Origin of the sequence: Methylobacterium sp. DB0501 (genome assembly GCF_011043735.1) — a bacterium.
Taxonomy (GTDB): Bacteria; Pseudomonadota; Alphaproteobacteria; order Rhizobiales; family Beijerinckiaceae; genus Methylobacterium; species Methylobacterium alsaeris.
Map to the genome: position 1 here is coordinate 26,079 of NZ_JAAKGV010000022.1, position 24,908 is coordinate 50,986.

Annotated in this window: 16 protein-coding genes; 11 read left to right on the forward strand and 5 right to left on the reverse strand. The window is 70.9% G+C overall.

The window, feature by feature from the left end:
- Positions 1-163: 163 nt before the first annotated feature.
- From G4G93_RS27410 to prfB, 3 genes are all read left to right on the forward strand, one after another.
- On the forward strand, positions 164-2,590 hold the full coding sequence (locus G4G93_RS27410) for a penicillin-binding protein 1A (RefSeq protein ID WP_165089116.1): 2,427 nt from the start codon (positions 164-166) through the stop codon (positions 2,588-2,590).
- A gap of 128 nt (positions 2,591-2,718) precedes the next feature.
- Positions 2,719-4,983, forward strand: coding sequence for an HAD-IIIC family phosphatase (locus tag G4G93_RS27415; protein WP_206290062.1), 2,265 nt, complete (start codon positions 2,719-2,721; stop codon positions 4,981-4,983).
- 409 nt (positions 4,984-5,392) lie between these two features.
- A protein-coding gene (prfB, locus tag G4G93_RS27420; RefSeq protein ID WP_165089119.1) for a peptide chain release factor 2 occupies positions 5,393-6,521 on the forward strand; the annotation gives its coding sequence in 2 pieces (ribosomal slippage) (positions 5,393-5,461 and positions 5,463-6,521; 1,128 coding nt in all).
- Between the two features lie 229 nt (positions 6,522-6,750).
- Here prfB and G4G93_RS27425 read toward each other — a convergent pair.
- Positions 6,751-9,114 (reverse strand): caspase domain-containing protein, encoded by a 2,364-nt coding sequence (locus G4G93_RS27425; protein WP_165089121.1) that lies wholly within the window; start codon positions 9,112-9,114, stop codon positions 6,751-6,753.
- Between the two features lie 187 nt (positions 9,115-9,301).
- On the opposite strand from G4G93_RS27425, the gene G4G93_RS27430 reads away from it, so the two are divergent.
- A complete protein-coding gene (locus tag G4G93_RS27430; RefSeq protein ID WP_165089124.1) occupies positions 9,302-10,552 on the forward strand; it encodes a NupC/NupG family nucleoside CNT transporter in 1,251 nt (416 codons plus the stop codon).
- A 222-nt stretch (positions 10,553-10,774) separates the two neighbouring features.
- Here the strand turns inward: G4G93_RS27430 and G4G93_RS27435 are convergent, their stop codons facing one another.
- Complete coding sequence (locus G4G93_RS27435) at positions 10,775-11,953, reverse strand: serine hydrolase (RefSeq protein WP_165089126.1); 1,179 nt, start codon at positions 11,951-11,953, stop codon at positions 10,775-10,777.
- Between the two features lie 228 nt (positions 11,954-12,181).
- Here G4G93_RS27435 and G4G93_RS27440 point away from each other — a divergent pair, with 228 nt between their 5' ends.
- Positions 12,182-13,399 (forward strand): oxalate decarboxylase family bicupin, encoded by a 1,218-nt coding sequence (locus G4G93_RS27440; RefSeq protein WP_165089129.1) that lies wholly within the window; start codon positions 12,182-12,184, stop codon positions 13,397-13,399.
- Between the two features lie 249 nt (positions 13,400-13,648).
- On the opposite strand, the gene G4G93_RS27445 is transcribed toward G4G93_RS27440, so the two are convergent.
- The 3 genes from G4G93_RS27445 to G4G93_RS27455 all read right to left on the reverse strand — a co-directional run bounded on the left by G4G93_RS27445 (position 13,649) and on the right by G4G93_RS27455 (position 17,195).
- Positions 13,649-15,793 (reverse strand): TonB-dependent receptor, encoded by a 2,145-nt coding sequence (locus G4G93_RS27445; protein WP_165089131.1) that lies wholly within the window; start codon positions 15,791-15,793, stop codon positions 13,649-13,651.
- Between the two features lie 120 nt (positions 15,794-15,913).
- Entirely contained in the window at positions 15,914-16,699 is a 786-nt protein-coding gene (locus G4G93_RS27450; protein WP_165089134.1) for an SDR family NAD(P)-dependent oxidoreductase, read from the reverse strand.
- Between the two features lie 52 nt (positions 16,700-16,751).
- On the reverse strand, positions 16,752-17,195 hold the full coding sequence (locus G4G93_RS27455; protein ID WP_165089136.1) for a cupin domain-containing protein: 444 nt from the start codon (positions 17,193-17,195) through the stop codon (positions 16,752-16,754).
- Between the two features lie 209 nt (positions 17,196-17,404).
- On the opposite strand from G4G93_RS27455, the gene G4G93_RS27460 reads away from it, so the two are divergent.
- From G4G93_RS27460 to G4G93_RS27485, 6 genes are all read left to right on the forward strand, one after another.
- Positions 17,405-17,911, forward strand: a complete 507-nt coding sequence (locus G4G93_RS27460; RefSeq protein WP_246737056.1) for a copper chaperone PCu(A)C — start codon at positions 17,405-17,407, stop codon at positions 17,909-17,911.
- Between the two features lie 275 nt (positions 17,912-18,186).
- Positions 18,187-19,881 (forward strand): PQQ-dependent dehydrogenase, methanol/ethanol family, encoded by a 1,695-nt coding sequence (locus G4G93_RS27465; RefSeq protein ID WP_246737066.1) that lies wholly within the window; start codon positions 18,187-18,189, stop codon positions 19,879-19,881.
- A 75-nt stretch (positions 19,882-19,956) separates the two neighbouring features.
- A complete protein-coding gene (locus G4G93_RS27470; protein ID WP_165089141.1) occupies positions 19,957-20,454 on the forward strand; it encodes a c-type cytochrome in 498 nt (165 codons plus the stop codon).
- Positions 20,438-21,058, forward strand: coding sequence for a hypothetical protein (locus G4G93_RS27475; protein WP_165089143.1), 621 nt, complete (start codon positions 20,438-20,440; stop codon positions 21,056-21,058). The genes G4G93_RS27470 and G4G93_RS27475 overlap by 17 nt, the downstream gene beginning before the upstream one ends.
- 171 nt (positions 21,059-21,229) lie before the next feature.
- Complete coding sequence (locus G4G93_RS27480) at positions 21,230-22,258, forward strand: aldo/keto reductase (protein ID WP_165089146.1); 1,029 nt, start codon at positions 21,230-21,232, stop codon at positions 22,256-22,258.
- A gap of 164 nt (positions 22,259-22,422) precedes the next feature.
- Entirely contained in the window at positions 22,423-24,750 is a 2,328-nt protein-coding gene (locus tag G4G93_RS27485; RefSeq protein WP_165089149.1) for an MHYT domain-containing protein, read from the forward strand.
- The last annotated feature ends 158 nt before the right edge of the window (positions 24,751-24,908 follow it).

Genomic DNA, 24,908 nt, shown 5'->3' on the forward strand with positions numbered 1-24,908 from the left:
GGATTCCGCGGTCCTCCTCCGCTAAGCGCGGGAGCGGTTCGCGCGTCGTCGTGACGGTCGCGTTCTCGTGAGGAGCCGTGCCCGGGCGTGGCCTCCGCCACGCATCTCGGGCTACACAGCAGGCCCTGAGGGCCGCGCGGCATCATCGACGGATCGGGTTTCGATGCGCTTCATCCTCCGCTTCTTCGGCTTCCTGTTCAGCATCGGCGCGATGATGGTCGTCGTCGGCGCCGCGGCGGGCGGCTACTTCTTCTGGAAGTACTCGCGCGACCTGCCCGACCACGCGGCGCTCGCCAATTACGAGCCGCCGGTGATGACCCGCGTCCACGCGGCCGACGGCAGCCTGCTCGCCGAGTATGCCCGCGAGCGCCGGCTCTATCTGCCGATCCAGGCGATGCCGAAAATCGTCATCGCGGCCTTCCTGTCGGCCGAGGACAAGAACTTCTACAAGCACGGCGGCATCGACCCGGAGGGCATCGTCCGGGCGATCCTGACCAATGCGTCGAGTGGCAAGAAGCAGGGCGCCTCGACCATCACCCAGCAGGTCGCCAAGAACTTCCTCTTGTCGAGCGAGCAGACCTTCGACCGCAAGATCCGCGAGGCGCTGATCGCCCTGCGCATCGAGTCGACCTACTCGAAGGACAAGATCCTCGAGCTCTACCTCAACGAGATCTTCCTCGGCACCATCGTGCCGGGCCGCAACCTGCACGGCATCGCGGCTGCCGCCCTCGATTATTTCGGCAAGTCGGTGCACGAGCTGACGATCCACGAGGCGGCCTATCTCGCGGCCTTGCCGAAGGGCCCGAACAACTACCACCCCTATCGCCGCACCCAGCAGGCGCTGGCGCGCCGCAACGAGATCATCGGCCTGATGGCCCAGAACGGGTACATCACCAAGGAGGAGGCCGAATCGGAGCGCAAGCTGCCGCTCGGCGTCAACCCGCGCAACGTCTCGCCCAACACCGCCAACGCGAACTACTTCGCCGAGGAGGTCCGCCGCGAGATCTCCGAGCGCTACGGCGAGAAGAAGCTCTACGAGGGCGGCCTGTCGGTGCGCACCACTCTCGACCCGAAGATGCAGACGATGGCCCGCAAGGCCCTCGTCGACGGCCTCGTGCGCTACGACCAGGCCCGCGGCTGGCGCGGGCCGAAGAGCCGGGTCGAGCTCGTCGGCCGCGACTGGGGCATGGCGGTGGCCGAGGTGCCGGCGCTCGGCGACGTGCAGCCCTGGCGGCTCGCGGTGGTGCTCGACACCTCGGGCGGGCGCGCCACGATCGGCCTGCAGCCGAAGCGCGAGAGTTCGGGCCAGGTCTCGAAGGACCGCGACACGGGCATCATCACGGCGGAGGGCGTGCGCTGGACCGGCCGCAGCGTCGCCGCGGCGCTCAACCCCGGCGACGTGGTCTATGTCGAGCGGATGGAGGGGGCCGGCAACGCCTACCGCCTGCGCCAGATCCCGGAGGTTTCCGGCGCCATCGTGGCGATGGATCCCTATACCGGTCGCGTCCACGCGATGGTCGGCGGCTTCTCCTACGACGAGAGCGAGTTCAACCGCGCCACCCAGGCGATGCGCCAGCCCGGCTCGTCGTTCAAGCCGATCGTCTACTCGGCAGCCCTCGACAACGGCTACACCCCGTCCTCGATCGTCCTCGATACGCCGATCACCATCGAGGCGGGGCCCGGCCAGGAGGCCTGGACGCCCTCGAACTACGACGGCAAGTCCGGCGGTCCCCACACCCTGCGCTACGGCATCGAGCACTCGAAGAACCTGATGACGGTGCGGCTCGCCAAGGATGTCGGCATGCCGCTCATCGCCGAGTACGCCCGCCGCTTCGGCGTCTACGACGACATGCTGCCGGTGCTGCCGATGTCGCTCGGCGCCGGCGAGACCACCGTGATGCGGATGGTCACCGCCTACTCGATGCTCGATAACGGCGGCCGGCGCATCCGCCCGACGCTGATCGACCGGATCCAGGATCGCAACGGCGAGACCATCTACCGCCACGACACCCGCAAGTGCATCGGCTGCGACGCCGAGAAGTGGTCGGGCCAGGACGAGCCGAAGCTGGTCGACGATTCCGAGCAGGTCCTCGACCCGCTCACCGCCTACCAGATCGTCTCGATCATGGAGGGCGTGGTCCAGCGCGGGACCGCCACCATCCTGAAGGAGATCGGCAAGCCGCTCGCCGGCAAGACCGGCACCACCAACGACGCCAAGGACGCCTGGTTCGTCGGCTTCTCGCCCGATCTCGCGGTCGGCATCTATATCGGCTACGACAAGCCCCGCTCGCTCGGCGACCGCGCCACCGGCGGCGGGCTCGCCGCCCCGGTCGCCCGCGACTTCCTGAAGGCTGCCCTCAAGGACAAGCCGCCGACGCCGTTCCGCGTGCCCCCGGGCATCAAGCTGATCCGCGTCAACCTTGCCTCCGGCACCCGCGCCGGCGGCTCGGAGGGCGGCGTCCTCGAGGCGTTCAAGCCCGGCACCGCCCCGCCGGACAGCTACTCGGCTCCGCCGAGCGCCCAGCCGGCGGCTCCCGCGGCGGCACCGGCCGATGCGGACCGGGCCGCCCAGGCGGGCGGGCTGTACTGACCGGCCAGACACCGCGAGGCGGCGTGCAGGAGCGCGCCGCCCGCTCCATTCGGACACGCATGCCGGCGTGAGGGCCATCGTGCGGCGATCGGCACGCGCGCCCCGCCGTGAGACGGACGACCCTCCCGATGCTGCATCTGGCCAAGAGCCTCCCGACCCAGAAGCTCGTGACGACGCGGTGGGCCTTCGCCACCGCCGAGGGGCATCCGCTCGCGACCCATGTCCGGTTCGGGTCCGAGGGCGGGATCGCCGGCGACGGTCCGCTCTCCGGCGACCGCTGGTCGCTCGAGGGCGAGGAATTCCGCCTGTCCTCGACCAAGGGCCAGGATTCGTGGCGCGCCGACCACCTCTACGTCCGCGACGGCAGCCTGCACGTCGCGTTGCGCGGGGTCGAGGATCCGGGCCGGGAGGCGATGCTCTACGAGTGCACGCCCGACGGCCATCTGGGCTTCGGAGGCCAGGCGGGGCTGCCTGCGGGCGAGTTCCTGTTCCCCCGCGACCTCCAGGTCACGCCGACCGGCATCGCCCGGGTCCTGCTGGTCGGCTCCTGCCTGACCGAACTCTACCACCGCACCTACGTGCAGGCGATTCCCGACGTCGCCTTCGACTACGTGCTGTTCAACAGCGCCAGCGACCTGCCGGCGAGCCCGCCCCATCCGGTCGCCGATTACGACTTCCAGTACCTGCAGATCCCGCTGCGCACGGTGCTGACGGACCGGATCATCACCGGCGGGCGCATCTTCGATTCGGCCTTCCTCGACCAGACGTTTCGCGATGGCTGCATCATGATCGATGCGATGCTGGAGGCCGGGCTCGCCTACAACCGGGCGCACGGGCTCCTGACCTTCGTGTCGACCTTCGTCGTGCCGCAGCTCGACATCGCCGCCAGCCTCGACCGGCGGCTCGCCGACGGCGACATCGCCTTCCTGATCCGGCGGCTGAACCACTACATCGCGCAGGCGATCAAGCCCTACCGCAACGTATTCCTGTGCGACGTCGACGCGGTCGCCTCCAGCCTCGGCAAGCGCTACTTCCTCGACGACATCACGGGCTTCTACGCCCACGGCTCCAACTTCCAGCAGGACGGGGTCGACCTGGTGCCCTCGGCCCGGATCGAGCCGGTGCCGCTTCTCAACACCTTCTACGAGTCGCGCCAGCTCGAATTCCTGCTCGCGGTCTACGAGCAGGCGGTCGCGACCTACCGCACGGTCCGGCAGATGGATCAGGTCAAGGCGGTGATCTTCGACCTCGACAACACCCTGTGGCGCGGCCTCATCGCGGAGGATTTCCACCCCGACCGCTTCCCCTGGCCGCGCGGCGGCTGGCAGAACGGGATCTGGGAGGCGGTCCAGCACCTGCGCGCCCGCGGCATCCTGGTCGCATTGTGCTCCAAGAACGACCACCACATCGTCGAGGCGCATTGGGACAACGTGGTCGATCCGCCGTTCCTGAAGCTGTCCGACTTCGCGCTGGCGAAGATCAACTGGCGGCCGAAGGCCGAGAACATCGCCGAGATCTGCCGCGAGTTCAACCTGACGCCGAAGAGCGTGGTGTTCGTCGACGACAACCCGGTCGAGCGGGAGGCGGTGCGCCACGCCCTGCCGGAGATCCGCACCATCGGCTCGAACCCCTACCTGACCCGGCGCATCCTGCTCTGGGCGCCCGAGCTGCAGCTGCCCCAACTCTCGGCCGAGGCCGCCCTGCGCGAGACCTCGATCCGCAACCAGGCCGCCCGCGAGGAGACCCGGGCGAAGCTCAGCCGCGAGGAGTTCCTCGCCGGCCTCGGCTGCGCGGTCGATTTCACCGGCGTCACCGGGCCCGACCAGCCGGAATTTCCCCGGGTTCTCGAACTCACCAACAAGACCAACCAGTTCAACACCACGGGGAGGCGCTGGACGCATCCCGAGATCCTCGCCTTCCTGGCCGAGGGCGGGGAGATCCACGCCTTCAAGGTCAAGGACCGCTTCTCGGAATACGGCCTCGTCGGGATCCTCTATGCCAAGGGCACCGAGATCGTGCAGTTCGTGATGAGCTGCCGGGTGCTCGGCATGGAGGTGGAGCGGGCGGCACTCGCCTATCTCTGCGCCCGGATCCGCGAGGGCCGGCCGGCCGCCGCCATCACCGGCCGCCTGATCGAGACGACGGCGAACGGGCCCTGCCGCGACGTGTTCGCGCGCACCGGCTTCGCCCCCCTGCCCGATGCCGGCGACGGCCTCGCCTTCCGGCTCGCCCCGGACCAGGACGTGGTCGCGCCGGCCCACGTCGCGGTGACCCCGGAGATCGGCCTCAAGCGTGCGGCGAACGACGCCGCGGCGCCGGCGGCCGGCGCAACCGGGGGGCGGGCGGGCGGTCTCGGATGGACCAAGCGGCTCTTCGGGATCGGGAGGCGGTAGCGCCTCCTGCAGCGAGCCGGAGATCGGCCTATCGTCCGGGAGAGAGTGCGGCGAACCGGTTTCATGCGACTCCTGTCGCCTGGAATCGGACGGCACGCGGGATGCCCACCATCATGACGGTGCGCCAGCAAGGCGGCGTACGAGTCGTCATCGTGCCGGGCATACGCCTCGAACGAATCGGCATGTCGGAACCGGATTGGCGCTGGACGTGAAGGACGGGGCCATCGTGGCGGTTCCGGAACGAGGCGGCAGCGCCGCGCCGATGCGTCCGCCGTCGACGAGATCGCCCTTCGCGTGGCCGGCCTCATCGATCCCGCGCCGGATGCCGGAGGGGCCGCCCGGCGTTTACACCCGCGCCCCCCGGCGCTATCACCCTGGCCCCACCCTCACGCGAGTGAACCCACACCAGATGCGCGCCGAGATCGAGCAACTCTCGGATGCCGCCAAGCAGTCGATCGGACTGCTGAGGAGGCATCTTTGACTGGGATACCGTTGACAAGCGCCTCGCGGAGCTGAACGCCCGCTCGGAGGACCCCTCGCTCTGGAACGATCCGGAGGAGGCCCAGAAGGTCATGCGCGAGCGCACGCAGCTCGACGACGCCGTGACGGCGATCCGGCGCCTGGAGCAGGGGCTGGAGGACGGCGCGACGCTGATCGAGCTCGGCGAGATGGAGGGCGACGCCGCCAGCATCCGCGAGGGCGAGGAGCAGATCCGCGCCGTGCAGGTCGAGGCCGCGCGCCGCCAGATCGAGACCCTGCTCTCGGGCGAGGCCGACGGCAACGACACCTATCTCGAGGTCCATGCCGGGGCCGGCGGCACCGAGAGCCAGGACTGGGCCAACATGCTCCAGCGCATGTATGCCCGCTGGGCCGAGCGCCGGAAGTACAAGGTCGAGATCGTCGAGTGGTCCGACGGCGAGGAGGCCGGGATCAAGGGCGCCACGCTCCTGATCAAGGGCCACAACGCCTACGGGTGGCTGAAGACCGAATCGGGCGTCCACCGCCTGGTGCGGATCTCTCCCTACGATTCCAACGCCCGGCGGCACACCAGCTTCGCCAGCGTCTGGGTCTATCCGGTCATCGACGACCGGATCACGATCGAGATCAAGGAATCCGACTGCCGGATCGACACCTACCGCTCGTCCGGTGCCGGCGGCCAGCACGTCAACACCACCGATTCGGCGGTACGCATCACCCACAACCCGACCGGGATCGTGGTGGCGTGCCAGCAGGAGCGCTCGCAGCACAAGAACCGGGCCACCGCCTGGAACATGCTGCGCGCCCGCCTCTACGAGCTCGAGCTGAAGAAGCGCGAGGAGAAGGCCAATGCCGAGGCGGCCTCGAAGACCGATATCGGCTGGGGCCACCAGATCCGCTCCTACGTGCTCCAGCCGTACCAGCTGGTGAAGGACCTGCGCACCGGCGCCCAGTCGACCAGCCCCGACGACGTCCTCGACGGCGACATCGACGATCTGATCGAGGCGTCGCTGGCGCACCGGGTCTATGGCGGCGCCGACGCGGTCGAGGACATCGACTGAGGGCTTTCGCGGTCTCGGAAGGCGACGGGGCGCGGTGCCTCCTCCGAACGGGGGAGGGGCCGCGCCCCTTCTCGTTTCCCCGGGTCGAACCCCCCTGCCAAGTCGACATCCCTGCGCGGTCCTCTCGACGCTGCTGAGACCCGCCGCCTCAGCGCGGGCTCTCGGCGGTGCCGAGTCCCGGGACGACGTCGTGGGCGTCGGAGGCGTCGAGCGGTCGACGAACCGTCTCCTACCGGCAGGGCGGCCCGCCCGGATGGCCGCAGCCTCGCCCCGGCGGCGGCGCATGGGGCGCGGGCCGGGGACCGGCTTGCGGCGGGTGCATCTGCGGCTGCATCGGCTGGGGCCGCGGCGCCATCATCTGCGGCTGGCGCATCGCCTGGGCCTGCTGGCGCCGCATCGCGTCCTGCATCTGCTGCTGCTGGTGCTGCATCATCTGCTGCGCCTCGAAGCGCTGACGGGTCTGCGCCTGCTGGGCCTGCATTTGCTGTTGCCGCTGCATCGCCTGCTGGCGCACGGCCTGCTCCATCCGCATCCGCTGCAACCCGTCATCCGGCCGCGGGGCGCGGGCGGGTGCGGCCATGCGAGGAGGCGGCGGCATTGCCGGCCGAGGCGCCTGCGCGGGGGCAACCATCCTGGGCGGCTGGACCGGGCGCGACGGCGTCACCGGCGGGCGCACGCCTTGAGGCTGCAGGCCCTGCGGCGGGCGGTCGGCCAGGGTGGGCCGCTGAACTGGAGGCTGGCCGGCAGGCTGTGCGGCGGCCGGGGGAATCTGGCCTAGCCCGACGGGCCGGCCGGCCGGTGCGCCGGCGGGGGCGCCGGGACGACGGGCGACGGCCGGCAGTGGGTTGCCGCCCGCACCGGTCAGGGCCTGCGCGGGGTTCGCGCGCGGCCCGGCCGGAGCTTGAGGCGAGCCTTGAGGCGGGAGCAGGCCTTGGGGCGGGATCTGTCCGGGCAGGCTCGGCCGCAGGGCGGCGGCTCCGGGCGGCATCGCGCCCGCCGGCCCGTTGGCGCGCGGGATCTGGCCCGGCGCGCCCTGCGGGTCGGGCCGCAGGGCCGCCTTCCGGGCGAGGGCCGGCGGCAGGGCGACGCGGGCCGCGGCAGCCCCGAGCGCCGCCCCCGCCACGGCGCCGACGGCCGGCGCCGCGAGGCGCGCCGTCCCCGGCGCCGGCTCGGCGCCGTGCTCGTTCACGACCGTGACGGTGGTGACGTGCAGGTTCTGGAACAACACCGGATTCGGCGGCGGCACCACGGCCGGGGGCGCCACGACGTAAGTGGGCACCGGCACGTAGGCCGGCACCGGAAGCACGTAGGTCTCGACCGGCGGCGGGGGCGGGGCCAGCTCCACCAGCACGGTCGGCCGCGGCGGCAGGAAGGCGACGGGCGGCGGCGGCAAGGCGTAGACCGGATCGTCGAGAAAGAGCACCGGCCGCTCGACGAAGACCACCTCGTCCGGCGGCGGCGGCGGCACGTCGTAGGCCAGCACGCGGTAATCCGCCGGCGGCTCGAAAGCGGCGGCGAGCGCCGACAGGCGCCGGCGCGCATCCCAGGCGTGCGGTCCGCGCGGATAGCGGGAGAGATAGGACCAGTAGGCCTCCCGCGAATCGGCGAGCGCGCTGCGGCGCCAGGTCAGGGCCTCGCGCCGCGCCGCGATGATCGCCCGCACGCGCTTGGCCAGCGGATCGCGCGGATAGGCGGCGACGAATTCCTCGTAAGCGGCCAGGGTGTCGCGGCCAAGGCAGGCGGCGTAGGCCTCCCGCGCGCCGATCTCCCCCAGTGGCTTTTGCGGCGGCTCGAACCCGGCGAGCGACGGCGCGCCGGCCTCCCGCTCCAGGAACACGAACGGCGTCTCGATGCGCGAGGCGCTCCACGGTACCTCGCCGCCGCGTGTAACCTCCGCCACCCGCAGCCGCACCCGCTCGAACAGGCGGGCCGGGGCGAGCCCGCCCTCGCGGATCATCTCGACGAGGGCGAGCGCGTAGGCGCCGTAGGGCCCGGTCTCGGCCGGGCCGACGGTGCCGGGCGCTGAGTTATACGCGATCAGGCTGCCGGGCTCCGCCTCGACCAGCGGCAGGCCGCCGGCCAGCGGATCGCCGCGCAGGCGGAACGGGGCATTTCGGGCGGCATCGAGCACCACGAACCGGGTCTTGAGCGGCAGGGCGGCGAGGCGCTTGACGTAGTCCGAGACCCGCAGGGCCTGGAGCGGCACGTCCGAGGCGGTCTCGATCCGGGCATCGACCGGGGCGAAATAGGCCTCGTTCTCGAGCTGCAACCCGTATCCGGCGAGGTACAGGAAGGCGACCGTGTCCGGCCCCGCCGCCGCGGCCTTGTCGGTGAAGTCGCGCAAGGTCCGCCGCAGCGATTCCTCGTCGAGGTCGCGGGCGCCGACGACGTCGAACCCCGCCGCCTGCAAGGTCTGGGCGACGAGGCCGGCATCGTTGGCGGTCGTGGGCAGCGCGCCGGCCGCGTAGGCACCGTTGCCGACGACGAGGGCGATGCGGCGCTCGGCGGCGGCGGCGGCTGCGGGCAGGGCGGTGGCGGCGACGGCCGCGAGGGCCAGCCCCATCACGACGACCAGGTGGCGGAGCGACGGCATGGCACGGCCCTCCCGTGGGTAGCGAGCGGGGTGGTGCCCCCGGTTTCGCCTCGGATCGCCGCCGTTTCGGGCAGCACAATGGCGGGCCTCATCACGAAACGCCGCGCTTGAACCGGTACTGAACGATGCGGCATCAGGCTTGCTGGGACCTGCCGATGGGGAAGGCCCGCCGATGGGGAAGACCTGAATGCCCGAACGCCTCCTCCACGCCGGCGCCAGCATCGCGGCTTTGATCGCGATCGCGGTTCTGTTCTCGACCAACCGGCGGGCGATCCGGCCGCGGGTGGTCCTGTCGGCGCTCGCCGTCCAGGTCGGGCTCGGCGCCCTGGTGCTGTTCTGGCCGGCGGGCCGCGCGGGCCTCGGGGCCGTCGCCGACGCGGTCCAGGCGGTGCTGGCCTATGGCGACAAGGGCGCGGCCTTCCTGTTCGGCGGCCTCGTCGAGCCCAAGATGTTCGAACTGTTCGGCGGCGGCGGCTTCGTGCTGGCGCTCCGGGTACTGCCGCAGATCGTCTACGTCTCGGCGCTGATCGCGGTACTGTATCACTTCGGCGTGATGCAGGCGCTCGCCCGGGCGCTGGGGGCGGCGCTGCAGCGGGTGCTCGGCACCTCGCGGATCGAGACCTTCTCGGCGGTCATCACCATCTTCATCGGCCAGAGCGAGATCGCGGTGGCGCTCCGCCCCTTCCTGGCACTCCTCACCGGGGCCGAACTCTTCGCCGTGATGACGAGCGGGGCCGCCTCCACCGCCGGCTCGATCCTCGCCGGCTACGCGGCGCTCGGCGTGCCGATGCCCTATCTGCTGGCTGCCTCGTTCATGGCGATCCCCGGCGGGCTCCTCTACGCCAAGATCCTGGTGCCCTCGACCGAGCCGAGCCGGGTCAAGACCATGCGCGTCGAGTTCGGCGAGACCCGGGCGGTCAACGTGATCGAGGCCGCCGCCGACGGCACCCAGAAGGGCCTCGCGGTGGCGGTCGCGGTCGGCGCGATGCTCATCGCCTTCGTGGGCCTGATCGCGCTGGTCAACGGGATCGTGGCGTATGCGGGTGGCTTCGTCGGGATGCCCGGTGCCTCGATCGAGGGAGCCCTCGGAGTCGTGCTGGCGCCGCTGGCCTGGCTCCTCGGCGTGCCCTGGGACCAGGCGACCCTCGTCGGCGGCGCCATCGGCCAGAAGCTCGCCTTCAACGAGTTCCTGGCCTACGCCAACCTCTCGCCGGTGCTCAAGAGCGGCGAACTCGGTCCCCGCACGACCGCGATCCTGTGCTTCGCCCTGTGCGGCTTCGCCAACCTGTCGTCGATCGCGATCCAGCTCGCGAGCTTCGGCAGCCTGGTGCCGGAACGGCGGTCGGAGGTGGCGGCCTTCGGCCTCAGGGCGATTCTCGCCGGGACGCTGTCGAATCTCACGAGCGCGGCGATCGCCGGGGTGTTCATCGGGGCGTGAGACGCCGCTCGGACCTGCGACAACTCAATTCCCACCCGTTACCGCATCCTGACGTGTCACACGATGCGGAAATCAGCTTCGCGGTCGGTCGACCAACGATCGACCGACCGCGAAGGAGGTCTCCGGAGGTCACCACGTTTTCCGGGGCCCGCGTTCGAGGCTCCCTGGCAATCGCATTTCAGGATGAGGGCGCGAGCAGGACGGTCGGAGACCCTTCGATCGTCAGGCCAGGCTCCGATACACCGCCGTCTCGAACTCCAGGAAGTTCTCGACCGAGGCCGGATCGGCGAAGGGGAACAGCTGCGTGCCCCAGAAGCCGCCGACACCCCTGGTCCGGTCGATCCAGAAATACAGGTTGGCCAACCCCGCCCAGGCGAGCGATCCGGCCGAGCGCCCGGTCGGGGCGTCCTCGTCGTTGATCATGAAGCTCAGACCCCAGGATTTCGGCATCCCGGGGAAGAACTCGGCGTCGTGCGAGAGGTGGCGCTTCACCCCCGGCAGGGCGCGGATCTTCATTGCGGGCCCGAGCCCGTTCGTCGCCGCCATCGCGACGGTCTCGGGTCGCAGGACCGGGCCGTGCGGGCCGGCGCCGTCGTTGAGCCACATCCGGACGAAGCGCAGGTAATCCTCGGCGGTGGAATAGAGTCCGTGGCCGCCCATCTCGACTTCCGGCGCCTGCGGCAGCTCGAAGCCGTCGAGAACCTTCAGGGTGCCGTCGTCGTTGCGCTGGTGCATCCGGGCGAGGCGGGTGCGCAGGGCCGGCGTCAGCGCGAAGCCGGTGCTTTCCATGCCCAGGGCTGAGAAGATCCGCTCCCGCATCACCACCCCGAGGCGCTGGCCCGTCACCACCTCGATCACCTGGCCGGCCCAGTCGATGTTGCTGCCGTATTCCCAGGACTCCCCGGGATCGAACAGCAGCGGCGTCATCAGCGAGGCGCGGGTGCCGCTGGTCACGCTCGGCCGCTTCGTCTCGCGCAGGAGGCGGGCGTAAGCATCGTTGAAGATGTCGTAGCCGAAGCCGGCGGTATGCAGCAGCAGCATCCGGGTGGTGATCGGCCGCGCCGGCGGGCGAAGCCGGGGGCTGCCGTCCTCGGTGAAGCCTTCGAGCACCTGGATCTCGCCGAGGGCCGGCACGTAGCCGGCCGCCGGGGCGTCGAGGTCGAGCCGACCCTCCTCGGCGAGCTGCAACGCGGCGGTGGCGGTGACCGCCTTGGTGGTGGAGAAGATCGCCATCACCGTGTCGGTGGTCATCGGGGCGTCCGCGCCCCGCCGCCCGGCGGCGCCGGCATAGAAAACGCGCTCCCGGTCGGTCGCCATGGCGACGATGCCCGGCAGGCCGGGCGTCTGCTCCACCCCGCGCCGCAGGATCGCGTCGGCTGCGTCCTTCAGGTTCTGGCCCATCGTCATCCTCCCGGCGCGCTCATGCGGCGCTCTCGGCCGGCAGCCTAGAGCGAGTCCGGTGCCCTGTCAGGGGTGGGGCGACGATCACCCTTTCGCGAGGGCGCGAAGGCGCATCGTACGTGCCGCGCCCCCTGCCGCTGACCGAGCGGAACCCGCTGCCGGATGGGGCATTGTCGGGCGCCAGGCGGGGTCGTGAGGCCTTGCCGCCCGCAAAGGCCGAGACTGCCCGTGACCCTCATCTCCCGCCGTCACACGCTGGCCGCCGCGGCGGCCGGCCTCGTCAGCACCGCCGCCGGCGCCCAGACGCCGTCCGGACCGGCGCCGGTCCGGGGCAAGGACGGGGCCGACATCCTCGGGCCCCGCAACCCGGCCCGCCAGGCCGAGGAGCCCTTCACCACCCGCCCGCCGAAGACCGACCACGGCACGATGCCGAACCTGAAATGGTCGTTCACCGACAGCCACATGCGGCTGGAGGAGGGCGGCTGGGCGCGCCAGACCACCATCCGCGAGCTGCCGGTCTCGACCGCCATGGCCGGCGTCAACATGCGCCTCAAGGCCGGTGTCGCCCGCGAGATGCACTGGCACAAGGAAGCCGAGTGGTCCTACATGCTGAAGGGCCGCGCCCGCATCACGGCCGTGGACCAGGCCGGGCGCACCTTCGTCGACGACGTGGGCGAGGGCGATCTCTGGTACTTCCCGTCGGGCATCCCGCACTCGATCCAGGGGCTGGAGAGCGAGGTCGACGGCTGCGAGTTCCTGCTGGTCTTCGACGACGGGCATTTTTCCGAAGACTCGACCTTCCTCATCACCGACTGGCTCGCCCACACTCCGCGCGACATCCTGGCGAAGAATTTCGGCGTGCCGGTGGAGGCCCTGGCCCGGCTCCCGGAGAAGGAGCTCTACATCTTCCCGGCGCCGATGCCGGGCCCGCTCGCCGGCGACCGGACCGGCGGCGCCGGCCCGGTGCCGGAGAGCTTCAGCCACCGGATGCTGGCGCAGGAGCCGATCCGGACGAAGAGCGGCAGCGTCCGCATCACCGATTCGAAGATCTTCCCGGCCTCGAAGTCCATCGCGGCGGCCCTCGTCGAGCTGGAGCCCGGGGGATTGCGCGAGCTGCACTGGCACCCGAACGGCGACGAGTGGCAGTACTATCTGTCGGGGCAGGGCCGGATGACGGTGTTCGGCTCGGAATCGAAGGCCCGCACCTTCGACTACCAGGCCGGCGGTGTCGGCTACGTGCCCTTCGCCATGGGGCATTACATCGAGAATACCGGTTCGACGCCGCTGCGCTTCCTCGAGCTGTTCCGCAGCCCGGTCTACGCCGACGTGTCGCTGAACCAGTGGATGGCACTCACCCCGCATGCCCTGGTGCGGGCGCACCTCAACATCGACGAATCGGTGCTGGCCGGACTACCGGCGGGGAAGACGCCGGTGGTGCCTGGATAAAGCCTCGGACTCGCCCGAGCATAGTCGAACGGGCGCGACGGATTTCAAACCCTCCGCGACATTCCGGGGACGCGCAGCGGAGCCCGGACTCGAGAACCGCAGGCGATGCATAAGCGAGGCGGACAGCGTTCCGCCTCGGCTTGCACCCCTGAATGTCCGGATCCCGGGCTCCGCTGCGCGGCCCCCGGATGACCCTGCATGGTGGAGGCGGAGCGTGCGTCCTGTCGGGAGCGGGGGCGAACGGATCCCTCAGAACCGCGCTGTCAAGAACACCCTCACGTTCCGGCCCGGCAGCACGATCTCGTCCTTCTTGAACGAGGCCGAGTTGCGGATCACGTCATTGAGGAGGTTCGTACCCTGGAGGCCGAGGGTCACCTCGCTCCAGCCGGTCACGGCCGGGTCGAAGGCCCTGGTGTAGCTGAGTTCCGCCCGCAGGTTGTCGTAGCCCGGGGTCAGGGTCTCGTACGGCGCGGTCTCGGTATGGGCGAAGGCGTGGAGCAGGTTCACCCGCGCGGACCAGCCGTCGGATCGCAGGAAGACGCCGCCGCCGACCCGGTGCGGCGGGATGCGGGGCACGAAGGTGCCGTCGTCGAAGGTGGCGCGCACGAAGTCGTACTGCGCCTCGATGCCGGCAAAGCCGTTGCCGACGGGCAGGAGATCGAGCTGCGAGGCGATCTCGGCGCCCGCGAAGGTCGCGTTCTGTTGCGAGTAGACGACCTGGGCAAGCTCGTCGTCGCTTCCGCAGCTGGCGAAATCGTCGCCGCAGCGCAGGCCCGTCAGGCGCTTGTAGATGAAGCCAGTATAGCGCGTGTAGTAGCCGGTCGCCTCGATCCGGAACGGCCCTTCGGCACGGCGGATGCTGGCCTCGACGGTGCGGGCGCGCTCCTTCTTCAGGTTCGGGTCGCCGATCTCGAAGGTCTCGGTCGCGTCGTGCGGTCCGCGGGAATACAGCTCGAAGGCCGAGGGCGCGCGCTCGACGTACTGGCCGGTGAGGCTGGCGACGAAGCCCGCGGGCAGATCCTGGAGCGCCCCGAAGCTCACGCTCTTCGGCGCGAAGCGGCGGCGGCGGCCGTAGGAGAGCGGGTCCTCGCCGTCGACGGGGACGAAATCGTTCGGGAACAGGGTCGCGGTGCCCGTCGAGCGCGCGCCCTCGATCCGGCCGGCGGCCTGGAGGCGCAGGCCCCGCTCCAGACGCAGCTCCTCGAACAGGTAGACGGCGTTGCTGCGCGAATCGGTCGGGGCCAGCAGGCCGCCGGCCTCGCCCGAGGTGCCGATCAGCCGCCGGTCGGCCTGGAGGCCGAGGGCACCGGTGAGGGTGCCGAGGCCGGTGAGGACCGGCACGTACTGGATCTCGAGCCGGCCTTCCGCCTCGCGGCTCTTGAAGGTCGCCTGGATGCCGTCGATCCCGTCGCCGCCGATGCCGATCTCGTTGTGGCGGTAGGTCGAGCCGCCGGCCCAGAACCGGATCACCTCGATCGGGCCGTCGAGGGGGCGGTACTCGCCCTTGGCCTGGAGCTTGTCCTGGGTCGGGTCGAGGCGGGTGCGGCTCTCGGCGGCCTCAGCCCCGGGGATCTGGTAGAGCGCATCGTAATGGCTGAACGACAGGCCGACGAAGCCGCGATCGAACAGGTACGACATCCCGACCGCGCCGCCCTGGGATGCGTTGGCCGAGTTGCGCTGGATGCCGAGCGGCGTCGCATAGCTGTCGGCGGCGGTGCGGAACGCATCGGCGTGGAACGCGACCGACTGGCCGCCGGCATCGACCGTCGCGGCGGCGTTGCGGCCGTGATCGACCGAGGAATAGCCGGTGACGACCTGGCCGGCGATGCCGTTCGGCGGGATGAAGGTCGGGATCCGGTTGTTCTCCGCCGAGACCACGCCGCCGATCGCCTGGCTGCCGTAGCGCAGGGAGGCGGGGCCGCGGATCACCTCGATGCGGTTGGCGACCAGCGGGTTGATCGGCACGGCGTGGTCCTCGCCGAGATCCGAGACGTCGTGGACGCCGATGCCGTTCTCCTGGATCCGCACCCGGCTCGTGTCGAGGCCGCGGATGATCGGCCGGCTCGCCGCACCCGGCGCGTAGGTCGTGGCCGACAGGCCGGGCCGGTCGAAGAGGGCGTCGCCCAGCGTACGGGGCTGCTGGCGGACGATGTCGGCCTGGGTCACCACCGTGACCGGCGAGAAGGTGGTGGTCACGACCGGCAGCACGCCGGCCGGAAAGGCGCCCCCCGGCCCCGCCCCTCCGCCGCCGGTGACCGGCGCCGCGATCGGGCTCGGCGACGACACGTCGATCGCGTCGAGGGCGATGTCCTCTGCCCGGGCCACAGGGCCGGCGAGGCCGAGGGCCGCCGCCAGCAACACCGGCCATGGTCCGGACGATCCGATCTTCCCCATCTCTATCCCCGCGAATGGTATAACGTTGCATTCGCGCCGGGAGGCCCGGGATGGCAAGGGGGGTCTCGGCGCGTCCTGCACGAGGCGCACCGAGCGTAACGTTATTACAACACGCCGGACTCAGCCCGCGGCGAGATCCCGCCGGAGGGTCGGCAGGCCGATCCCCGCGGCGTCGAAGCCGCCATCCACCGCGAGGGTCTGGCCGGTGACGTAGCTCGCCCGCGGACCGCACAGGTAGACGATGGCGTCGGCGATCTCGCGCTCGAGGCCGTAGCGGTTGAGCGGCACGGCGTCGTGATAATCGGCCCGGATCGCCGGGCTATGGACCTTCTTGGCCATGGCCGTGTCGACCGGGCCCGGAGCCACGGCATTCACCCGGATGCCGAGATGCGCGAGCTCGACCGCCTGCTGCTTCGTCAGGTGCTTGAGCGCCGCCTTGCTGGTGCCGTAAGCGACCCGGAGGGTCGAGGCGCGCTGGCCGGAGATCGACGTGATGTTGACGACGGCGCCGCCGCCGCCGCGCGCCATCACGGGGGCCGCCGCCTGCACGCACAGGAACGGGCCGGTCAGGTTGACGGCGAGCACCCGGGCCCATTCGGCCGGGGTGGTGTCGAGGAGCGGCTTGAAGACCGCCGTGCCGGCATTGTTGACGAGGGCGTCGAGCCGGCCGAACCGGGCGTCCACGGCGGCGACGGCCGCGGCCACCGCCTCGGGATCCGCGACGTCGGCGGTGAGGGCCAGGGTGTCGTCGGGCCGGCCGAGTTCCGCCGCCGCGCGGGTCTGCGCCTCGCCGTCGATGTCGAGGAGGGCGACCCGCCAGCCCTCTTCCAGGAAGAGCTGCGCTGCGGCCAGCCCGATCCCCCGCGCCGCCCCGGTGACCAGGGCCACCTTTCGCTCAGCCGTCATGCTGCGTCCTCCCGTTGTTGTGGCCCGTGCATCGCGGCCGGGAGGCGGGAGGTCAAGCCGGATCGGGCTCGGCGTTGCGGGCCATGAAGCTCTCGGCCGAGCCGGTCGCCGGATCGACGAAGATCACGTCGGTCGGCGCGCGCCGCGGCGTGTCGACGGAGAGGAACACCACCGGCTCCTCGGTGAGCGTCGGCAGGGCGTGGACCACGCCGCGCTCGAAGAACAGCAGCTGGCCCGGGCCGAATTCCGCTTCGTCGGAGGCGTCGCCGATCCAGAACGTGCCGCGGCCGGAGAGCACGTAGAGGTACTCGTCGCAGCCCTCATGGTAATGGGGCGGCGTTGGCCGGTAGACCCGGAACACCCGGGCGCTCGCCGCCGGGCGGTCGGTCAGGTAGGTGTCGACCAGCATCGTGGTCGCGCTCTCGGGCAGGGCGGCGGCGATCGCCCCGATGTCGAAGCGCCCGCGTTGCGGCGCTTCCGGATCCCCGTCTGCCATCGCGTCCTCCCGTGCCGGCCCCCGCGGCCGTTCAAGCTAGCGCGGCTTCCGCCCGAGCGGGAGGGGTGATGCACCTTGGCCGGGGCGCATCGGTCGCGGGCAACTTTTTAGACAACCCTTATGGTTGGATCTTGACGGAATGCCGGTGCCGGCTACCCTCACGGGCAATTCGCCGCCAAAAGGCGAAGCTGACGTCAAGAGGGAGGATAATGGATGTCAACATCCATGCCGCTCGTCGATGCCATAACGGCAACGCCATGCCGTTGATGAGGCGATCCGTTTATTTTCGGGATCGTGCGACGAGCGCGGCCGTTGCCTTGTTGCTGGGCTGTATCCCGGCTGTCGCGGGCGACATCGACGTCGTTCACGCCTTTGTCGTTCCCACCGAGAAGGTCGGATCCGACATTCCGCTGCACCTCACGGTGATGAACCGCGCCGCCGAGGCGGATTCGCTCCTGCGCTTCCGCTGTCCCTTCGCGAATTTCAGCGAGCGGGTCACGGTCGACAAGGGCGGCGAGGGTCCGCCCTCGAAGCGCCCCGTCCAGACCATCGCCGTCAAGGCGTCGGGCGAGACCGCGCTGACCCCGGAGGGCATGCACGTGATGCTGCTCCAGACCCGTCAGCCCCTGGTCGCCGGCGAGCGCTTCACCTGCTCGGCGAGCTTCCGCAAGGCCGGCTCGCTGGAGGTGCCGGTCGAGGTCCGCGCCTCGAACTAGGCAGATGTCGCAGCGGTTGCCGGTTTTGCGACGAAAAGCTGCGACGGAACAAGAGGCTAAGCGGACGAAGCGTTGGTCCGCCAACGCAAGTCCGCTCAGGAATCGCGACCCATCAACGCCCGGCCGCGAGGCGGCCCGCGCCGAGGCGACGCCACCCCAAACAAGGGCGCCTGGAGGAGACGACCATGACGACGGCCCGTAACCCGCGGCGCATCCGCGCCGCCACCTCGCTCGCCGCGCTCACCGCAGGGGCCCTTGCGGCCGGCACCCTCTCCATGGCCCCGGCTTTCGCCGCCGACGGCGGCGTCACGCAGGAGCGTCTGCTGAACGCCGACAAGGAAGAGGGCAACTGGATCCAGCACCACAAGAACTTCGCCGGCCACCGCTACTCGACGCTGACCCAGATCAACAAGGACAACGTCAAGAACCTGAAGGTCGCCTGGACGATGGCGCTGGGCGGCATCGAGTCCGGCGGAATCTGGAGCCATGGCGGGCTCGAGGGCACGCCGATCGTCGAGAACGGCATGATGTACGTCACCGACGGGTGGGGATCGGTCTACAAGATCGACACGCGCGGCGGCGAGGGCAAGCTCGTCTGGAAGATGGACCCGAAGACCGACCGGGAATGGGCCGGCGCGGTCGCCTGCTGCGGCGTCAACAACCGCGGCGTCGCGCTCTGGGGCGACCTCGTCGTCAGCCACACCCTCGACGGGCGCCTGATCGCCACCAACAAGGAGACCGGCCAGGTCGCCTGGCAGCGCCAGGTCGCCGATCCGGACAAGGGCGAGACCATCACCGGCGCGCCGCTCATCGTGAAGGGGATGGCGATCTCGGGCGTCGGCGGCGCCGAATACGGCATCCGCGGCTGGATCGCCGCCACCGACCTGAAGACCGAGAAGGAGGTCTGGCGCACCCACACCATCCCGGGCAAGGGCGAGCCGGGCTCCGAGACCTGGAAGGGCCCGAACAACGCGGCGGTCAGCGGCGGCGGCTCGACCTGGGTGACGGGCACCTACGATCCCGACACCGACACGATCGTGTGGGGCGTCGGCAATCCGGGCCCGGACTGGGACAACGCCTACCGGCCGGGCGACAACCTCTACACCGACTCGACGCTCGCCCTCGACGCCACGACCGGCAAGATCAAGTGGCACTTCCAGCACACGCCGAACGATCCCTACGATTATGACAGCGTGTCGGAGAACCTGCTGGTCGATGCGGGCGGCCGCAAGCTCGCCATCGAGGCCGACCGCAACGGCCACGCCTACGCGGTGGACCGCACCAACGGCCAGTTCGTCTGGGCGACGCCCTTCGTCAAGAAGGTGACCTGGACCAAGGGCATCAACCCCGATACCGGCAAGCCGTTCGAGTACGACCCGAACAAGGACGTGCAGCGCTACAATCCGGCGGCAACGCCCTCGGCCGAGAACAAGAACGCCGATTTCTGCCCGGGAAACATGGGCGGCAAGAACTGGCCGCCGACCGCCTACAACCCGAACCTGCAATATTGGTACATCCCGGTCATCGAGAGCTGCAACCGCGTCACCCACGAGGCGATGACGCAGGCCAACCTCAAGCCGCGCGAGTTCTTCACCGGCGGCGGGCCGAGCCAGCCGTTCCGGATCACCGGCAGCGTGACGGCGATCGACGTGAAGACCGGCAAGGTCGCCGGCAAGCACGAGACCCAGTTCCCGCTGCTCGGCGGCATGCTGGCAACGCCGGACCTCGTCTTCACCGGCGAGCCCGGCGGCGGGGTGATGGCGCTCGACGCCAAGAGCCTCGACAAGCTGTGGGAGTTCCGCACCGGCAGCGGCGTCAACGCACCCCCGATGACCTTCACGGTCGACGGCAAGCAATACGTCGCGATCCTGGTCGGCCTCGGCGGCGCCTGGGACAAGTGGTTCATCGACTCGACCCCGGAGCTGAAGAACATCCAGACCGGCTCGATGCTCTACGTCTTCGCGCTCTGACCGGATCGAGTCCAGAAGGCGGGGCGCGATCTCGGCGCCCCGCCGCTCACGAGGTTGATGCGGATGCGGAAATTGATGTTGCCGGCTTTGCTCGCCGGTCTCGCGCTCGCCTCCCCGTCCTGGGCCCAATCGGCCCGGACCGGCGGGGGCGAGGGTGATCTCGCTGTGTTCAAGAAGGCCTGCTCGGGCTGCCACAAGTGGCATGGCGGCGGCGGGGGCGGTTACGGCGGCGACGCCCTGTCGCTGCGCAAGACGGAACTCGACAAGGAGCAGATCGCCGAGGTGGTGCGCTGCGGCCGGCCCGGCACCGGCATGCCCTACCACCTGCGCGGGGCCTACGACACGGTGAAGTGCTACGATTCGCTGAAGGCCGATATGGGCTCCAACATGCCGCCGGAGACCGCGGTCTTCTTGCGCCCGGCAGAGATCGACGCGGTGGCGACCTACGTCGCCACCCGGCTCAAGGGCAAGGGCGACCCGACCTTCGAGGAATGCACCACCTTCTTCGGCGCGACATCCCGGGCCTGCGACGTCTACCGCAAGAAGGAGGGCACCGATGCGCCGACCCACTGAGCTCGCGGCGCTCGCCGCCCTCCTCTGCGCCGGGCCGGCCTTGGCCGCCGGACCCGAGGCCGCGGACCTGCGCGACCTTCGGGTCGGGATGCCGGTCTCGGAGATCGCGGCCGGCGGCTACGGCGATCTCGCCTGCCGCGAGGGCCCGGCCCGCACCCTCTCGGGCTGGAGCGATTGGCGCGCCTGCCCGGCCGACGCGAAGGGGCTGCGCGCCATCGGCTTCGCTTACGCCGACGGGACGACCCGCAACGGCACCCGGGTCGCCGGCCATCCGGCGCGCCTGACGCTGCTCGTCGGAGACGATGCCCGGGTCGCCGGTCTGGTGATCGAGACCGACGACGCGGTTCCGCTCTACCTGCGCAAGAAGGGACATCTCCTCGGGCTCCAGGCCCGCAGCCACTGGGGCGACGACGGCTGGACCTGCGCCGAGGGCAAGCCCGCCGGCGACGAGACCCCGCTCGGCGAGACCTTCGTCAAGGAGGAGTGCCGCAAGGCCCTGGGACCCAAGAGCGTGACGGTGACCCGCGACCTCTACGGCCACCAGGGCGCCGACCCGCGGGCCTTCATCAGCCGCTCCCGGATCGTGGTGGCGGCGACGAAATAGCCCTTCGCCGGCCGGTCCCGCGGGTGAGTCCGCGGATGACCGGCCGCATCACGCGCATCCCCGCCCTCGCGCCCACCCGGCTTGTCGTCGCCCGGCCGGGACCTAAGACACCCCTCATCCCGCGACACCCCGGGCCGCCGCGCGGCCCGGCGAACGGATGAGGGCCCTGTCATGGAATACCGGCAATTCGGCCGCTCCGGCCTCAAGGTCCCGGTCCTGAGCCTTGGCACCGGCACCTTCGGGGGCAACAACGAATTCTTCCAGCGCTGGGGCCGGACGGACGTCGCCGAGGCGAGTCGGATGGTGGATCTGTGCCTCGATGCCGGCGTGAACTTCTTCGACACCGCCGACATCTACTCGCAGGGTGCCTCCGAGGAGATCCTGGGCCAGGCGCTCAAGGGCAAGCGCGACCGGGCGCTGATCTCCACGAAAGCGACCTTCCCGATGGGCGAGGGCCCGAACGATATGGGCTCGTCGCGCTACCACCTCGTGCGTGCCTGCGAGGCGAGCCTGCGTCGCCTCGGCACTGACCATATCGACGTCTACTTCATGCACGGCTTCGACGCGCTCACGCCCGTCGACGAGACCCTGCGGGCCCTCGACGACCTCGTCCGGGCCGGCAAGATCGGCTATATCGGCGCCTCGAACTTCTCCGGCTGGCAGCTGATGAAGGCGCTCGGCACCTCCGAGCGCTACGGGCTCGCCCGCTACGTCGCCTACCAGGGCTATTACTCGCTGGTCGGCCGGCACTACGAGTGGGAGCTGATGCCGCTCGGCCTCGACCAGGGCGTCGCCCTGATGGTCTGGAGCCCGCTCGGCTGGGGCCGCCTCACCGGCAAGATCCGCCGCGGCGCCAATACCAGCGGTCGCATCGCGTCGGGCGGGGCCGAGGGCGGGCCGCCGGTCGCCGACGAGGCCCTGTTCCGGGTCGTCGACGTCCTCGACGAGGTCGCCGCCGAGACCGGGCGCAGCGTGGCGCAGGTGGCGCTCAACTGGCTGCTCAGCCGCCCGACCGTCGCCAACATCGTCGTCGGCGCCCGCAACGAGGAGCAGCTCACGCAGAATCTCGGCGCCGTCGGCTGGACCCTCGACCCGGCCCAGATCGCCCGTCTCGATGCGGCGAGCCAGGAGACGCCGATCTATCCCTACTGGCACCAGAAGGGCTTCGACGCGCGCAATCCGAAGCCGACGACCTGGTGAGAACGCAACCTTGAACTGTAAATGATGAATTGCACGAGACTGTCTCGTGCATCGCGCAGGTCTGCGCCCTGCGGTAGAATGGAAGTTCCTAGCACCCCGGCCCGGTCGGGCCGGGGAGAGGCGACCGCTCCGGTGGCCGCCCGCGCGAGCCTCGAAGGTGCCCGATGGCGCATGCCGGCGTTCACGACCCCGCCCTCGTCGCGCTCTCGATCGCGCTCGCGATGCTGGCCTCCTACGTGGCGCTCGACCTCGCCGCTCGGATGAAGGCCGCGACCGGCTGGGCCCGGCGGGCCTGGCTGGCGACGGCGGCCCTGGTGCTCGGCGGCGGCGTCTGGTCGATGCATTTCGTCGGCATGCTGGCCTTCCGGCTGCCCGGGACCGAAATCACCTACGATCTCTGGCTCACGCTGCTGTCGCTGGTCCTGCCCATCGTCGTGACGGCGTTCGGCCTCGCCATCGCCCAGCGGCCCGGCGGCGGGGTGCGGTCGATCGCCCTGGCAGGCGCGGTGACCGGGCTCGGCATCGCGGTGATGCATTATACCGGCATGGCGGCGATGCGCCTTTCGGCGGCGTCGCATGTCGATCCGGCCTGGTGCGCCGCCTCGGTGCTGATCGCGATCGGGGCCGCGACCGTGGCGATCGGGCTCGCGTTGCGCGAGAGCGGCCCGGGCTTGCGCGTCGCGGCCTCGGGCGCGATGGGGCTCGCCATCGCGGGCATGCACTACGCCGCGATGCAGGGCCTGCACTTCACCCACGGGGCCGGGTCGCCGCCGGCCGGCCCGGCCGGGGAATTCGACCAGGTCCGCCTCGCCGCCGGCGTCACGGCGGTGACCTTCCTGGTCCTGGCGCTGGCGCTCCTTGCCGCCACGATCGACCGCCGCTTCTCCGAGCAGGCCGCCCGCGAGGCCGCGGCGCTGCGCGCCAGCGAGGAGCGCTACCGCCTGCTCCTCCAGAGCGTGACCGACTACGCGATCTTCATGCTCGACCGCGACGGCGTGGTGGCGAACTGGAATGCCGGCGCCCGCCGCATCAAGGGCTACGAGACCGAGGAGATCGTCGGCACCCACTTCTCGCGCTTCTACACCGAGGAGGACCGGGCGGTCGGCGCGCCCGAGCGGGCGCTCGCCACCGCGGCCGGGAGCGGCAAGTTCGAGGCCGAGGGCTGGCGGGTGCGCCGGGACGGCACGCGGTTCTGGGCCAGCGTCGTCATCGATCCGGTCCTGGGCGAGGACGGCCGGCTCGTCGGCTTCGCCAAGGTCACCCGCGACATCACCGAGCGCAAGCGGGCCGAGGCCGCCCTGGAGCAGGCGCAAGCGGCGCTTGCCCAGGCGCAGAAGATGGAGGCGGTGGGCCAGCTCACCGGCGGCGTCGCCCACGACTTCAACAACCTGCTGATGGCGGTCCTGGGCAGCCTGGAATTGCTGCGCAAGCGCCTGCCCGACGATCCCCGCCTGCTGCGTCTCCTCGACAACGCCGTCCAGGGCGCCGAGCGCGGCGCCGCGCTGACCCAGCGCATGCTCGCCTTCGCCCGGCGCCAGGAGCTCAAGCCCGAGGCGGTCGACCTCGCCCGCCTCGTCCGCGAGATGACCGACCTGCTGCAGCGCTCGATCGGCCCGGGCGTGCGGATCGAGACGCGGTTTCCGTCGGGGCTGCCGCCCGCCCTGGTCGACGCCCACCAGCTTGAGCTGGCTCTCCTCAACCTCGTGGTCAATGCCCGCGACGCGATGCCGGCGGGCGGCACCGTCGCGGTCGCAGGAAGGCTGGAGCGGCAAGCGGGGGAGGGCGAGGCCATGCTTTGCCTGTCGGTCACCGATACCGGCACCGGCATGGACGAGGCGACGCTCGCCCGGGCGCAGGAGCCGTTCTTCACCACCAAGGGCGTCGGCAAGGGCACGGGCCTCGGCCTCTCGATGGTGCACGGCCTGGCGGCGCAGTCGCACGGCCGCCTCGTCCTGCGCAGCCGTCCCGGCACCGGCACGACCGCCGAGATCTGGCTGCCCGTCGCAGGGCCGGCGGCCGGGGCCGCGGAGGGGCCGGCCCGCCGCCTCGCCGCAGTGCCGGCCGGGCCCGTCCCGGTCTTCGCCGCCCGGGTGGTCCTCGTCGTCGACGACGATCCCCTGGTGCTGGAGAACAGTGCCGCGATGCTGGAGGATCTCGGGCACCGGGTGGTCGAGGCCCGCTCCGGCCAGGAGGCCCTGGAGCTGATGCGCCGCGCCCGCACCCTCGACCTGGTGCTCACCGACCACGCCATGCCGGAGATGACCGGCCTCCAGCTCGCCGCCCGCGTCGCGGCCGAGCGGCCCGGTCTCCGGGTGATCCTCGCCACCGGCTACGCCGATCTCGGCCCCGACGATGCCCTCGACCTGCCGCGGCTCGCCAAGCCCTACGACCAGGCGACGCTGGCCCGGATGATCGAGGCGGTGATGCGGGGGGCGGGGGACGAGGCGGCAGGGGAGGCGGGGGTGGTGGTGCCGTTCCCGAAGAGCGCGTGAGTCGACGGGCGGCGCAGGTTCCTTCGCGGTGGTCCCGCCACTGCTTCGGCGGCGGTCCCGCCCCCTTCCTCGACATCTCGGGTTCCCGGCATTGCCGGGTCCCGGGATGACTCGCTGAGGCGGAACCGGCGGTTCACCTGGACCTCACTCCGCCGCTC

What these genes read in the sequence shown, in the direction of transcription:
- G4G93_RS27410 (WP_165089116.1), top strand. Translation starts at nt 164, where the DNA reads ATGCGCTTCATCCTCCGCTTCTTCGGCTTCCTGTTCAGCATCGGCGCG.
- G4G93_RS27425 (WP_165089121.1), bottom strand. Translation starts at nt 9,114, where the DNA reads ATGCCGTCGCTCCGCCACCTGGTCGTCGTGATGGGGCTGGCCCTCGCG.
- G4G93_RS27465 (WP_246737066.1), top strand. Translation starts at nt 18,187, where the DNA reads ATGGCCCCGGCTTTCGCCGCCGACGGCGGCGTCACGCAGGAGCGTCTG.
- G4G93_RS27435 (WP_165089126.1), bottom strand. Translation starts at nt 11,953, where the DNA reads ATGGGCCAGAACCTGAAGGACGCAGCCGACGCGATCCTGCGGCGCGGG.
- G4G93_RS27430 (WP_165089124.1), top strand. Translation starts at nt 9,302, where the DNA reads ATGCCCGAACGCCTCCTCCACGCCGGCGCCAGCATCGCGGCTTTGATC.
- G4G93_RS27455 (WP_165089136.1), bottom strand. Translation starts at nt 17,195, where the DNA reads ATGGCAGACGGGGATCCGGAAGCGCCGCAACGCGGGCGCTTCGACATC.
- G4G93_RS27450 (WP_165089134.1), bottom strand. Translation starts at nt 16,699, where the DNA reads ATGACGGCTGAGCGAAAGGTGGCCCTGGTCACCGGGGCGGCGCGGGGG.
- G4G93_RS27475 (WP_165089143.1), top strand. Translation starts at nt 20,438, where the DNA reads ATGCGCCGACCCACTGAGCTCGCGGCGCTCGCCGCCCTCCTCTGCGCC.
- G4G93_RS27460 (WP_246737056.1), top strand. Translation starts at nt 17,405, where the DNA reads ATGGATGTCAACATCCATGCCGCTCGTCGATGCCATAACGGCAACGCC.
- G4G93_RS27480 (WP_165089146.1), top strand. Translation starts at nt 21,230, where the DNA reads ATGGAATACCGGCAATTCGGCCGCTCCGGCCTCAAGGTCCCGGTCCTG.
- G4G93_RS27470 (WP_165089141.1), top strand. Translation starts at nt 19,957, where the DNA reads ATGTTGCCGGCTTTGCTCGCCGGTCTCGCGCTCGCCTCCCCGTCCTGG.
- G4G93_RS27485 (WP_165089149.1), top strand. Translation starts at nt 22,423, where the DNA reads ATGGCGCATGCCGGCGTTCACGACCCCGCCCTCGTCGCGCTCTCGATC.
- G4G93_RS27415 (WP_206290062.1), top strand. Translation starts at nt 2,719, where the DNA reads ATGCTGCATCTGGCCAAGAGCCTCCCGACCCAGAAGCTCGTGACGACG.
- G4G93_RS27445 (WP_165089131.1), bottom strand. Translation starts at nt 15,793, where the DNA reads ATGGGGAAGATCGGATCGTCCGGACCATGGCCGGTGTTGCTGGCGGCG.